This is a genomic window from Enterobacter cloacae complex sp. HYC033_NIDB (assembly GCF_056673335.1).
Map to the genome: position 1 here is coordinate 3,606,938 of NZ_CP115123.1, position 12,590 is coordinate 3,619,527.

Consider the following 12,590-nt stretch of genomic DNA (forward strand, 5'->3'; position numbering starts at 1 on the left):
ATCCGCTCCTTATTTGATTACGACACGAAGCAGATCGCCTGCCGCCGCTGTGTATGATTTGTCTTCCTCGACGTAGCAGCGCACTGACTCATCGCCAGCAGCCACCTTGACTCGACCGTTTGCAATAGAGAGCGCCTGTCCCTTGGTGTAGGTGCCGGCTGCGGCACGAACGTTGAGGAACATGCCCGGCAGAGGCTGAATACCTACGACAAGCTCGCCAGCAGGGATAGCGTCGTCCACTGACAGGCAGCGCAGATAGTCTTTGTTGGCCACATACAGAATTGCAGCCTCATTGCCATCCACAGAGGCAGTGAACTTGTCCGCTGCACTGAAGAAGCCAATGGTACCCGGCGGAGTAGATGCCGCGGCCGCGCCTTCACGGTTAAGCAGCGGATTAGGGAACACGCCGCCGGCGTGGATGATATGCTTTCCGTCTTTAGCCATTTTTTACTCCGGCATTTCGCTGACTGATTGGGTGTTAGTAGCCTGATGGCGGAATGCACCGTTCAGGCCAAAAGATGTCTGGCACTTGGCATACATGGCGTCGAGTGCCTTACCGTCCAGATCTGCGACTTCTTCATCGCTCATGTTCATCGCCAGCTTCACAGCCGCGCGCTTTTCGCCCTTCTCTTTGTCAGAGTTGGCATTGATCTGGCTGTTAAGCGCGGTGACCTGCTCGGTAAGCACCTTGGCCCAGGCTGGCATCTCTTCGTTATTGGTAGCCTGCTCTTTTTTCTTGGGCTTGCCGGTTGCCGGGTCGATTTCTCCGTCGCCATTTTTCTTGGCGGCGGCTTCGTCGGCCTTCATCTGGTTGTATGCGTCCATCAGCTCGGCGTCGGACTTGCCTTCGGTCGGCTTACCAGCGGCTTGCAGCGCATTGATAATCAGTTCTTTCATCGGATCATTCTCTCCGTTGGTTTTAATCTCGTACTCAGGTTGTTTGCGCACGACTTCTACAGGTTCGCCGACGAATTGGGCCTTGCCGTCATCGTCGATGATGTACTTCTGTTTGAAATAACGGGAATCATCCCGGTATACGAAGGTGTCAGGCCATACCGACTCTGGCCAAAGCCAGTTGTCATCAGATCGACCCTCTCGCAGCTTTTCACTGATTGCGCGCTGGATGTCGTCGAAGGAAAAGTTGGAGGCATTGGTAAAGAAGAATTTGGTTTTGTTGATCAGGCCATCGCGGGTGCAGTCGATTCCGTCAGCCAGGCGGGCAACTTCGATCTGCTGCTCATCACCTTCTGAGTTAACGAAGATGCCCACACCCTCCTCCGGCGTACCGGCGCCGGGCTCATCAAGCAACACCGCCACATGGTCAAACATCATGTTTGTGGCGATCTCGTTGTACTTCTTGCCTTTCGATTCACCATTAGCAGCGATGCCGGAATAGAGCAGGCCTGTGGAGATGTGGATAGGGTCGGAGTTGATACCGGCCAGCATCTCATCCAGGCGGTTAATCAGACGCTTACCTTTCTCGCTGGATTCGGCGTACTGGCGGTTAACGTACATATCACCCGTCACTTTGCCGTCTTTGTGGCTGACGTTCTGTAGCCATGCACCGACGTGGTACTCGTTCACCGCCCGGACATCGCGCGCAGACACATGCTTGCCGTCCACTTTCGGGTGGCCCAGCGGCATCGGGTTACGCTCGAGCGTGTTGTAGGCCTTTTCGATTTCTGCTGCCGGGTACAACTTCCGGTTCATCACGATATCGTCCACGACAGGCGTGATGCCGCGAACCACGATATGTGGCTTGCCGTCAATGGTTTCAGTGGTGATGTTTGAAGCGGAGTTGACGACGGTCAGCACATTAACGCGGTTGCGTTTCATGCTGGATCCTCGTTAAGTTATGTTTATTCAAACAAAAGGGGTGAGATGATGATTAAAAAGGCCATGCTAATTGGCGCCATTGGTTTGTTCGGTGCGCAGGAAGCGCAGGCAAATTTTTATACAGGGAATCAGCTTTTTGCCTGGGGCGAATCCTTGATGAGAGTCAGAGAAAACAGAATAATGGGTTCTGATATCAGCGACGCAAATATGTATTATGGATACGTATCAGGAGTTTACGATCTAGGTAGCGGTGTACTTTTTTGTGCTAGCAATCAACTTAATCTGAACCAGATTTCTGATGTCGTATATCAATACTTGAAGCAAAACCCTAAACGCCGGGCTGAAAACGCTTCTGATTTAGCAGTTGACGCTCTTAGTGAGGCGTTCCCTTGTAAGAAATAGTTCCGACAAGCGCCTTCGTTTAGATTTTTCGTAACATAGGCGCTCTACAGCACCATGGGAAATAGTCCAGCGCAGTTACGCACTGATAGCGCACGATTCGACCGCACCCGCAGCACCAATAGACTGACATGCTGAGTCCTCATTGGTGGATTTGAGGCAATAAAAAAGGCCGCCGTGGCGACCTTGTTTAAAGTATTTCTTGGAATTTACTGGGATATTCAACTCGCTCCCATATGGATGAAAAGTAATCTCGATACTCTTCGTCATCACGAGCATCACCACTACCGCCCCAGTAGTAGGCTGAGTTTTCACTTATGATGTTAATCACATCAGTTTCAAGTTTTGAAGCAAAGGACTCGTCTGGGACTATAACATTGATGGCATCTATAAGGTCTAGAGCCCCCGTGCGCAAACGCCATTCTCTCTCCCATGTGTAGTCCAAGCCAAACGGCCAGCCAGGTTTAATATCCATGGGTAAATGCGGAGCGAAGCGCCATTTTAAACTTGGCGGTAATTCCTTCTTATCTTCATATGACCCGTAGATTACCGGTCGACCTCCATACTCATAAATTCTTTTTTTTACGAATTTGAAACCAAACGGCTGATATCTAGATTGATCCCACTCACTAAAATACTCTGGAGATTCAGTAAAACAGATAGATTCAACGTCAGCTGTCATCTTCGCACTTCCCGGCTTGAGAAATCCATCACGAAGAATTTTTAGAAATGTTTTATATGCAACATCGTAATTGATCTCCTTCTCGCCTTTTATATAGGGATTTGCTCTAACCCAATGATAAAGATACCCGGAACTGTCTATTCGTTTACTTCGCATAGCTCACCCAAACGAGTTGTTTGGATGTAATTTATAACACTGACATCCTAATTTCTATGCACGGAATTTAAACTTCTTTCCACTGCTTTCTTTCTATCGCCAGCTTATCCGCCAGCCCCTCGTTGAAGATGCTGCCGTCGTCATTGAGCAGCACCGGTATCTGGCTGCAATAGCAGTTGTACCGGTTACCGTTCTCGGCGTAGAAGTCCCGCACCTCTTCGGTGGTGTAGACCTTGCCGTGACGGCTGGCGTGCCAGGTGCGCGTCGTCGACTTGAGCGCTGACAGCCACAGCAGTCCGGTATTCAGCCCCAGCCGGTCGGCGGCCCAATCCGTTTCGTTCCATTGCGCCTGCCGCAGCGCGCCGACCTGCTCAGTCTGAGCGATGGTCTTCGCCTTCGACATAGACACATCGAGGCGCTTACTGATGACGCTGGCCGTCTCGCGTGGATTCACCCCGCGCGCTACCGTATCGGTGATTATGTTGGTCAGGTCGCCGCGGGCAGTGTCGCTGATAACCTTCCAGTCGCTGAACGCTGTCAGCCTGGCCGCAGATATCTGGTTCAGATAACCGGGACTGCTTAAAAGCTGCTGTAGCGTCGTATGGCTGGCATATACCTGCGACTGCTGTGATAGGTTATTGAAGGCCTCCAGCGTGCCGCGCTGCGCTTCTGCGACGACGTAATCCATCGCCCACAAGTTTTGCTCGCCCCCCTCCAGAAGGTAATCGTCGAGAATCGACTGCACTGCTTCGAGGAGGTCAGCCAGTTCCTGCGCCAACATGTCGTAGATGAACTTACCAGCGTTGACCTGGTAGAGCCGCATATCCTCGCCGTGGTCGTGGCACAGGAAGTGCCAGTTATGGCTATTTACCTCACGCTCTCGCCCGGTCAGGCGCTGGTCTAACAGGGCTTTCAGCGCCACCTTTATCGCGTAATACCGATCCTCAATGTCGCGCTCCATCTTGCTGACGGACTTGCGCGACATTGTTGGGTCAACTTTCGACCGCGGTATCACCGGACTTTTCGGCTTCTGATTCTGGGTCGGCCAGTGGGTCAGGCTTTGGCTTGTTGCCATCTGGCGGCACCTCGTCATCAAGTTCAGGCAGGGCTTGCAGTTCGCCCGCCGCGCGTATCTCATTTTCTGTGATAGCAGAGCGACCAAACGCGTTTGTGGATTTCACGGCCACGTCGGCGAGTTTATCCATGTTGGCAATCTTCTCTGCCTGGCTCGGTGCCAGTAGATCGGACCATCCGACGGTGATTTCCTCGCCTGCTGCTGGAGGAATAAAGCCAAACTCCCAGAATCGGGTAACGATGTCCGTTATCAGGTCTGTCAGGAAACCAGTTCGACGACTCATGCGGGTTTTGGCCCAGTCCTTCGCATCCTCGGTGCTGGCCCGCTCGCCCGTCTGCATGCCGACCAGTACTTTGACAGGGATCGGCACGGTGGCGCAAAACTCATTCAGAATGGTTCGCCACGTTGGTTCTGGGTCCGCCGCTGCAACCGATAGTACACTGACGTCGCCCTCCTGCATCATCACCGCGCTATCTGAACTGTCGTTAAGGCGTCTCACCTGCCCATCAAGCGCTTCGGAAAGTTGAGATTCAGAAACCCCGAGAGCCTTAGCCAGTGCTGAGAAGTTTGTTTTGGCGCTGAAGTTGAAGTTGAGCTGGCGGCTGGCGTTTTTGAAGAACCCCTCGGCGGCACCGCCGGAGACCTTCTCGCTGTCCATAATTTTATGGAAACCGGCAGCAAGCATTGATTCGCCAGAGTAGAGACGGCCATCATCTGAACCTTCAGCAAGGATAATTACGCGGTCAGGATGGACGTTGATGATGCGCCCGGGCTGCCCACCAGCTTGCTGTTGTACCGGAATTTCAGTAAACGAGTACATGGTGATGTCACCATAGTTCTCGCTGCTCTGATCTTCGTTGTAAGTGACAGGCTCAATCTGTGCCTCCCACACCGGGATCAACTTAACTAACGCCTTTTCCTTCTGCCTTGCAGTAATGACTTTATCAACTGGCTTATCCCAGGTCCGGTTATCCTTAATCTGGATCAGCAGCGCAGAGTAGCGCCCCACGAGGTTGCGCTTGTCAGCGCCTTTAATTTGTTTCCAGCAACGCTTGAGCAGTTTGTTTACGCGCTTATCCCATTCCGTTTGCCTAGTGGCATCCTTCGTCTGGTCACCTTCGTAGACATCCGGAAAGTCCTCCCAGCAACCATCAACCATCCGGTTGACCGCAGCATTGGCAATTGCATTACGGCTGTAGGCCCGGAAAAAGTCGTCGAACGTCAGGTTCAGTGGATAGCCAAACTCCTGGTAAAGTCGCTGGCGTTTCGTATTACTGGTGCCATTGAACAGAGCGTTAACGTAGCGCATACGATCACGATCGAGGCTGGCATTTGCGGCAAATTGTTTGTTCATTTCGCTTTCGTTCACGGTTTCCTCCGTCAGCGCGAGCGCACCAACATGCCGAGTGATTGTGGTTCTGATAGTTCGGTCAATGCGTAAACCGCAGCGTCGAGGCGATCAGGTGATTTTTTCGCAGTGGATGGCACGTATTCCATGAACTGGTTTTCGACCTCGTACAGACTGCCTCGGTGAGCTACACGCCCCTGGGCATACAGAGCAGATATCGGTTCTGCGCGTGCATACTTGCCTTTACTGGCATGCATACGGATAACGCGACCGGTAAACCCGGCGTTGCGGAGAGTGTCCTCTGCCATATCGCCGCCCTGGTTGGTTTCAATGACGATCGCATCAGCTTCATGCTGTATATAGGCATCGATAGCTTTCGTAGCCCAACCATTAGGCGAGTATTTGCCGCTGTAATCAGCATCAAGGCTGTATTGCCGCTCATCACCGCTGCCGTAAACACTCGCAACAGCGATACCGGATTCATCGCTCTCTTCGCTGTTTGTCGCCTGCGGGTCGATTGCTACGACCGTACGGGCCAATTCCTGAGTGATCCGCATCGCGTGTGCGGCGCTGATCATTTCCTCGTTCCACAGCGCCCCCTCCGCGTTGAAGCGTTTCGGGTTCTGCATGTACTGGGCTTCGGCGGTGCGCCGGTGAGAAAACAGCGATACACGGTGCGATTCGTTATGCTTAAAAGGCCACAGCCAGCCATCAGGCAAGCCGTGGTCAATCGGGATAGCGTGGGTGTTTTCCGGGTAAGTTTCTTCGTAACTGCGGCTGCTATCGATAATCACCGGCAGATTCAGGTGATGCCATTTCTCACCACTCCCGCCACGCAGCAGATAGCCGCTCAGGTCGTGGTAGTGAATGCGCTGCATGATGACAATCATCGGCGTCGTCTCGATCGCCAGTCGTGATTTGATTGTCTCGTTAAAGCGGTTGTTTACCCCGTCGCGGACGATCTCTGAGTAAGCGTCATCTGGCTTAACCGGGTCATCGATAATCAGCGCGCCCTGCCAGCCCGGTTCCATGTGTCCGGCACGAAAGCCGGTAACCTGCCCGGCAGCTGACGACGCATAAACGCCGCCGCCGTACTCAGTCCACCACATCGCCTTGCTGTCAGCATCATCGCGCAGCGCCATCGGCCACATTGACTGATATGCTTGCGACTTAATCATGCCGCGCGCAGTGGATGAGTTCAGCAGCGCCAGGTTATGAGAATAGGACAGGTGCATGAAACGGGCACGGCAGTTCAGCGCCAGCCCTCGGCCCATCATATTGATGGTCGCCAGTTCCGTTTTCGTGTATCCAGGCGGGACGTTGATGATCAGGCGCTGAATCTCACCATCAATGACGCGGTCCAGCGTCTGCTGAATCACCTTGTGGTGCGGCGCGACAATCATCTTCCCGCCGGTGCGCAGCTTGAAGAAGTAGCGAGCGTAGTAAAGCCCGTCCTCTTCGCATTCAACCTTACGGGCGTAAGCCTTTTGCTCAGCAGTCGTCATCCTCCAACATCTCCCGCCGGGCAGACTTATATTCTTCTTTCGTCAGCGTCGCCATTTCGATAGGCCCGCCGTTCTTACCTGTGTGTTCATGAGTGGCCTGCTCTTTGAAAGCCATCACATCGATATGCTTCCCGAGAAGCTCAAGGTTCTTCACCTTATCAGGCCACTTAATCTTTTTAAGAAGCGCGGCTGTGTTCCCCTCGGCTGACATCTCGACGACATCCAGCCCAGATAGCGTTGTCCTCCAGACCTTCGGCCACTGAGAAACCGGCTTCAACTCTCCGGTCGAGGTCAGGATGTCCAGCACGTCCATCTGGTCTATTTCCACAAGGCGATTGAGGACATACTGGGCATTGATAGATACATCCTCGTTGCGCTTCGCTTTAAGTTCGGCGATTCTGGACTGGACGTCAGGTTTTGACATGTTTTCGGATGCAGTACGGTTAGCTGTCTTTGCGCTGTACCCCGCCCGAATAGCCGCTTGCGTGGCGTTTAAATCGATGAGGTACTCGCGACAGAACATTTCTTGTTTGTCTGTGAGTGCCATTGCTTTTCCTTGGGACGAAAGATGACCACTTATTTTCGTGTAGATCGAATAAATGCGTATTCGGAAGGCGATACCATTACCTTAACATCCCCTGAAGATATCCCCAGTGATTTCATTCAGGTTCTTAATATGCTGGCGCCAGGCGGGTTGTCTCCACATGGCTTGGTGTATTGCACCAACCCATCGGCATTAGCGGCTGATAAAAGTGTAGCTATAGACCTTTCTCTTGAGCTCTTCAGACGTTCGTTTTTCGCCTCCAAACCGTCAAGGTATCAATCTGTTTTTGCATGGGACAATCTCGAAGATGCTCAAGCCTTCAGGGAGAAGTTATTACCTGAGTTCCCTAATTGTGTGATTAACGAAGTTTCAACCGCAAGCGATAACATCCACCGCGGCGACATGTCTATCTTAGCTAATAACACGACCAACCTTGTTTATACGGATATCCTTAGATTGTACTGGAGTAGTTCCACCTTTAGGGATGATCCGCTTTGGGAATATGTTTTACCGCTGCCAGTAACGGTTGGAAGGCGAGTAAGTTAACTTTGTGCCCCCTCTAGTTCACTAGTCTTCATTTGTGCTTATGATTATGACACTACGGTGGGGCTGCCCATTGCGATGGCAATAAAAAACAGCCCTGAGGCGGTTAATCTGAAAGACCGAATTTCTTTTTTGCGTAGGATTTTAAAAGCTCTACACCTACATCCTTCATGACAGCAAGCGGTTCGTTACTTATCTCTTTCAATCGTGCAAAAACATCTTTACTGTCAAGCGCTGTAGCAAAATCTTGACCGTCTGTAGTTAGTCTGATGTCCACGTCAATTGTTGCCATACCACCTAAGTGATACATGTACCCCAAACGTCTGGGGTCACGAGTTTCCATATTCCTATTACTTATAAAACCTTGCTCAATCAATTGCATGTAGTGAAACATCCCCTTCTCAGATCCAATGTCATATCCAGCTTCGCTAAGCTGAATTGTGGTAATGAATGTGCTATCTGAGTTGAGGAATACAGAGAGCATTCCCTTTAAGTATTCAAGATCTGTTCGCATTATTATCTCCTTATCCAAAAATAATAATGTACCAAACTTTGAGAATATTTTGTGGCGTTCATATCAATTTAATGGATATGTAATACATTGCGTCTTGAGATAGTCCTGCAGATACCCGACCTGCTTCGTCACTGCGACGATTCGCTCTCTGAGGATGAAATAATCCCGTTCAGCGGAGTCAGTAAGTCTGGGGCCGGAAGCATCGCCCATGCCGCCGGTGCTGGTCGGTCCGTTCGCGGGACATTTTGCATTGAGCAGCAGCCGCTTACGGCCAGCAATGACATCGCTATGCAGACGCTCAATGGTTTTTTTCGCATCGGACAATTCCTTCGTGTATTTGGCATCCAGCGCAGCGACATCGCGCTGGCGGGTCTGCATGTCTTTAATGGTGGCGTTCGCCAGGCTGAGCTGTTCAGTGGCTTTATCGCGCTGGTCTTTGTAGGTGATGGCGGTGTCGCGGTAGTGGTTCACCAAGAACGCCAGCACACCGATTAACGCCATCACCAGCAACTGCAACCAGTAACGCCTTAACAGCACGCCAATCACGACAGGAACAGAGCGCGCTCCGCCTCACGCCGACGGGTCAGGCCGCTCAGGACTTTACCGCCTGCTTTATTCCAGCGCAGAAACTCATCGGCAGCGCCAGCGTAATCACCGGCGTTGAGTTTTCGCAGAAGAGTCGATGTCGACAGCGACCTGGCGCCGAGGTTGTACGTGAACGACACCAGGGCGTCGAATTGCCCCTGAGTCAGGCCGACTTTAACCAGGCGAGACACATCGCTTTCATAACTGATCAGCCCGGTCTTCAGCAGACGCTCTGCCGTTTCCTGCTTAATCGTCATCCCGGCGCGAATTGGTTTCCCGTCGACAGGCTGAGTCCAGCCATAACCGATCGTCCAGACGCCAACGCTGTCCTGGTACGCGGTAAGCTTGCAGCCTTCGAACTCTTTGATCAGGGCAATGCCTTTATCACTGGTTTGCATTCTTCATTCCCGTCAGGCGTTCCCAGAAATACGTCAGTGCCACGGAGCCCATTGCTCCGCTAATACCTGACGTAACCAGAATCATGTAAAGGCTCAGCCCGCTTTCAACGCTAATTAGGCCGCCAATAAGACCGGTAAAGCCGGACACTGCAATTTGCGCCAGCGCGTTGATCCAACTCCAGGTGGCTTTGTTCTGCTTAACGTCAATAAGGTATCGGACCAGACCGCCCCAGCATGACAGAGCAAGGACAATCAGCCATGACACTCCGGCAATGCTTTCTTTATCTTGCATACGTTTAGCCATATCACCTCCGAAAAACGGGGTGCTGTTTGTAGTAAGGGATCAGACCCTCGGGACGATTTAACAAGTAGGCGTGTCGATGATGGTTCCCGGAGCCTGAAATAAAAACGGCCCACATGAGGGAGCCTTTGAATAAAGTTTCTTTACATCACTGCCGATACATCCCCTAAAGGAGAGAAAAATGGGCAGACGTAGACGTGGTAGGTACAGAATCAACAAGAATCCGGACTTAGCGGATCGAATTATTCACATGATTATCGATATCGCTATTTTCGTCTTCTTGGTAAAACTTGGGATATCTCTTTTGTTCAAATAAAAAGCCCCGCACGATGGCGAGGCTCTTAATTCTTTGTCGACAATCAAAGCTATGGCGACGATATCAGATTTACATGAAATGTATGCTATTTAATTGACTTTTGCAATACCCTGCTTCGAAAAAGTCGCCTTTTGTTGTGATCGTGTTCTCACAGTGCAACGAAGAGAGTCGTCATCAAGTCGTTTAAAGATGGCGCACATGGCCCGCCAGTAGTCGGCGTAGTTATGGCACCAGTTATCAGGTTTAACACCGCACAGAGCCGCCAGGTCCTGGTGCTGATACACATCCTTTCCCGCCAGCTCCGCTTTGACGTCCTGCGCCGCCAGCCAGATAAGTTTCTTCAGACGCTCCAGCGTCTTGCCGGCCACCTTCTTCGCGCCGAGCTGCTCTCGGAACTCAGCCCATGCCCACTGGGTGATCGCCACCTGGTATTCGATGCGGATATTCTCGCTGTAGTTCCACAGCAGCCAAGCTTTCTGGTGGTCTTCCAGCGACAGGACAGCGCGGCGCCATGATGCGGTCACGAACTCAACCGGGCCCACCAGCGCGATTGATGATCCCTTAGCGCGAGACTGGCTGCCGCTCATCGCCGGGCCGTCAGGGTTAACTTTCCGGCCGGTTACCGGGTCAGTGATTTTCTTCCTGGCCCGGCTGCGCGCCGTCGCGGTGAATTGCGCATTCTCGGCGAAAGCTACCAGCTGCCCTTTTGTCGCCCCACTCAGATCTGCGGTCGCCACAATGAGCTGCTGACGTACGTATTCCAGTTGCTGACTGTTCATGCGGCTTCCTTCTGTGCCTGATTGGTTTTGGTCCGGCTGTGCTTTGCTACTGGCGGCATGCTGGCGCGCTTAACGCTTTCTGCCTGGTACCGCAGGAAGTCTGTGTGGTTCATTCGACCTCCAGTTCGGTGATGGTCAGTTCAAGCCTGCCGCCTTTGACGATTGGCATCCTCTTCACGCTGTAGTAGTCGACCTGCTGGTCATCGAGCCAGAACCCGGATTTCGTCAGGGCGTCGAACGCGGCCTTTTGTAGATTGTCCAGGTCGCGGCGGCGGCGATCCGGCATATGGCACTCAATGCGTATTTTCACGGGTGTAGCCAGGCCGATATCCAGCATTGAGTCTTTGATGATTCTGGCGACACTGTCTCGGTACGCCTGCCCTTCTGTGCTGATGTGCGTGCGCCCGCGGTTATGCCGGTAGTAGCAGTTGTTGCTCGGCGGCCATGGGAGGCTGATGCGATATTCATTCATGCTTTTACGAGTCCCTCTTTAAGCCAGATGACCTGCGTGCGAGCCATGCCTTCCAGCGCGCACTCCTTTGCATATTCCGCATCGACCAGGCGGGTACGGCGATCAATCTCGTCGTGGCAACTGCTGCATGCGATGGTGGCGATCAGGTCAGGCGGCTTGATTCCGGTCCCGCAAAGGCCAGCAAGACGTATGTGAGCCAGTACTGAGGTTTCAGGATCTCCATTGCATACGCCGGGGATCCGCACCTGACATTCTCGGCCGCGTGCCGCTTTGCATAAATTAGCCATGCGCCCTCCTTGCCGCGAGACGCAGCCATTTCTGATCCACCAGGCGGGCGGTGTAGTCTTTCAGTATCGGGATGTCGGACGGCTTAACCGCGGCCTTACGTTTGCGGCGCGCCGGAACGCGGAAGATTTCGTTCGTGATGACGCGGGAAAGTGGAGTTGACATCAGGCCTCCTGCTTATCGCGCAGCTGTTGGTATTCACAGCTCTGCGGAATGGTTAGGTGACAGCCGATGTTCATCGCCCAGGCTTCGACTTTGCACAGAAAGATGTACATCTCGCCGGTTTCCAGTTCTGACGTATGGCGGAGAGATTGAACCGTGGTCACCTCTCCTGACACGACGTCTACCCGGTCTTTGCTCTCATAGCCGAGATAGGTGTGCTTCATCGCGTCTTTGACCCACTCAGGCGTAGCGAAGGTCTTGCCGCGGGCGATGAGGTAATCGCTGATTTCCTTGTACCACATGTGGCTGAGCGCGTTCTGCGACAGACTGCGTTTCTCTCGCCACGGCTTAACCTGAAGGCGGAAGCATTGCCCGGCATCCAGCAATGGCTGAATCTGCTGACCTATGGCCGCGAAGTTGCCGCGATGGAGTTTGATGCCGTCTACTGGCAGGGTCATACGGCCTCCTTCATGGAAACCGCAGAATGCAGAAAATCGCAGGTGCATTTCTGCATCTGTGACAAGGTGAGGAGTTCAGATTGTGGTCGCATTTAAGTCCCCTTAAATGCGCAGAAGTCATCGAAGTTGTTCAGGCTCCGATAGCTTAATTATGGCGGGATGATTTTCGAAAATCAAAATTAATCTTGCCGACTCATCATTTACGCTCAACAAAGGAGCATAATGTTTTGGA

The 12,590-nt window shown here is 52.4% G+C and carries 18 protein-coding genes; 2 read left to right on the forward strand and 16 right to left on the reverse strand.

Going from position 1 to position 12,590, the window contains the following annotated elements:
- Positions 1–9 precede the first annotated feature (9 nt).
- Both O1721_RS17280 and O1721_RS17285 read right to left on the reverse strand, forming a co-directional pair.
- On the reverse strand, positions 10–444 hold the full coding sequence (locus tag O1721_RS17280; protein ID WP_032648633.1) for a hypothetical protein: 435 nt from the start codon (positions 442–444) through the stop codon (positions 10–12).
- A gap of 3 nt (positions 445–447) precedes the next feature.
- Positions 448–1,836, reverse strand: coding sequence for a DUF2213 domain-containing protein (locus tag O1721_RS17285; RefSeq protein WP_032648636.1), 1,389 nt, complete (start codon positions 1,834–1,836; stop codon positions 448–450).
- A gap of 45 nt (positions 1,837–1,881) precedes the next feature.
- On the opposite strand from O1721_RS17285, the gene O1721_RS17290 reads away from it, so the two are divergent.
- Positions 1,882–2,238: a Rap1a/Tai family immunity protein gene (locus O1721_RS17290; RefSeq protein WP_032648637.1), complete on the forward strand. Its 357-nt coding sequence runs from the start codon at positions 1,882–1,884 to the stop codon at positions 2,236–2,238.
- A 187-nt stretch (positions 2,239–2,425) separates the two neighbouring features.
- Here O1721_RS17290 and O1721_RS17295 read toward each other — a convergent pair whose 3' ends face one another.
- The 5 genes from O1721_RS17295 to O1721_RS17315 form a co-directional block, all read right to left on the reverse strand.
- Positions 2,426–3,073 (reverse strand): hypothetical protein, encoded by a 648-nt coding sequence (locus tag O1721_RS17295; protein WP_050594995.1) that lies wholly within the window; start codon positions 3,071–3,073, stop codon positions 2,426–2,428.
- A gap of 67 nt (positions 3,074–3,140) precedes the next feature.
- Complete coding sequence (locus tag O1721_RS17300) at positions 3,141–4,034, reverse strand: phage minor head protein (protein WP_032650051.1); 894 nt, start codon at positions 4,032–4,034, stop codon at positions 3,141–3,143.
- A gap of 31 nt (positions 4,035–4,065) precedes the next feature.
- Positions 4,066–5,517, reverse strand: a complete 1,452-nt coding sequence (locus tag O1721_RS17305) for an anti-CBASS protein Acb1 family protein (RefSeq protein WP_032668796.1) — start codon at positions 5,515–5,517, stop codon at positions 4,066–4,068.
- Positions 5,518–5,528: 11 nt separating this feature from the next.
- Complete coding sequence (locus tag O1721_RS17310) at positions 5,529–7,001, reverse strand: phage terminase large subunit family protein (protein ID WP_032668795.1); 1,473 nt, start codon at positions 6,999–7,001, stop codon at positions 5,529–5,531.
- Positions 6,988–7,548, reverse strand: coding sequence for a terminase small subunit (locus tag O1721_RS17315; RefSeq protein ID WP_032648641.1), 561 nt, complete (start codon positions 7,546–7,548; stop codon positions 6,988–6,990). Before O1721_RS17315 ends, O1721_RS17310 begins: the two co-directional genes overlap by 14 nt.
- Positions 7,549–7,569: 21 nt before the next feature.
- On the opposite strand from O1721_RS17315, the gene O1721_RS17320 reads away from it, so the two are divergent.
- Positions 7,570–8,091 carry a hypothetical protein gene (locus O1721_RS17320; RefSeq protein WP_123912597.1) on the forward strand — a complete coding sequence of 174 codons (522 nt, stop codon included), beginning with the start codon at positions 7,570–7,572 and terminating at the stop codon, positions 8,089–8,091.
- Between the two features lie 103 nt (positions 8,092–8,194).
- On the opposite strand, the gene O1721_RS17325 is transcribed toward O1721_RS17320, so the two are convergent.
- The 9 genes from O1721_RS17325 to O1721_RS17365 all read right to left on the reverse strand — a co-directional run bounded on the left by O1721_RS17325 (position 8,195) and on the right by O1721_RS17365 (position 12,358).
- A complete protein-coding gene (locus tag O1721_RS17325) occupies positions 8,195–8,602 on the reverse strand; it encodes a hypothetical protein (RefSeq protein ID WP_032648644.1) in 408 nt (135 codons plus the stop codon).
- Positions 8,603–8,665: 63 nt separating this feature from the next.
- Positions 8,666–9,103, reverse strand: coding sequence for a lysis protein (locus tag O1721_RS17330; protein WP_072258132.1), 438 nt, complete (start codon positions 9,101–9,103; stop codon positions 8,666–8,668).
- Positions 9,104–9,144: 41 nt separating this feature from the next.
- Complete coding sequence (locus O1721_RS17335) at positions 9,145–9,585, reverse strand: lysozyme (protein ID WP_032648647.1); 441 nt, start codon at positions 9,583–9,585, stop codon at positions 9,145–9,147.
- Positions 9,572–9,877, reverse strand: a complete 306-nt coding sequence (locus O1721_RS17340) for a phage holin family protein (protein WP_122008274.1) — start codon at positions 9,875–9,877, stop codon at positions 9,572–9,574. The genes O1721_RS17335 and O1721_RS17340 overlap by 14 nt, the downstream gene beginning before the upstream one ends.
- 414 nt (positions 9,878–10,291) lie before the next feature.
- Entirely contained in the window at positions 10,292–10,981 is a 690-nt protein-coding gene (locus tag O1721_RS17345) for a bacteriophage antitermination protein Q (RefSeq protein WP_032648648.1), read from the reverse strand.
- 109 nt (positions 10,982–11,090) lie between these two features.
- Positions 11,091–11,453, reverse strand: a complete 363-nt coding sequence (rusA, locus tag O1721_RS17350; RefSeq protein WP_032648649.1) for a crossover junction endodeoxyribonuclease RusA — start codon at positions 11,451–11,453, stop codon at positions 11,091–11,093.
- Positions 11,450–11,740 carry a DUF1364 domain-containing protein gene (locus O1721_RS17355; protein WP_032648651.1) on the reverse strand — a complete coding sequence of 97 codons (291 nt, stop codon included), beginning with the start codon at positions 11,738–11,740 and terminating at the stop codon, positions 11,450–11,452. The genes rusA and O1721_RS17355 overlap by 4 nt, the downstream gene beginning before the upstream one ends.
- Positions 11,733–11,903 (reverse strand): NinE family protein, encoded by a 171-nt coding sequence (locus O1721_RS17360; protein WP_032648654.1) that lies wholly within the window; start codon positions 11,901–11,903, stop codon positions 11,733–11,735. The genes O1721_RS17355 and O1721_RS17360 overlap by 8 nt, the downstream gene beginning before the upstream one ends.
- Positions 11,903–12,358, reverse strand: a complete 456-nt coding sequence (locus O1721_RS17365; protein WP_032648655.1) for a YbcN family protein — start codon at positions 12,356–12,358, stop codon at positions 11,903–11,905. Before O1721_RS17365 ends, O1721_RS17360 begins: the two co-directional genes overlap by 1 nt.
- Positions 12,359–12,590: the final 232 nt, after the last annotated feature.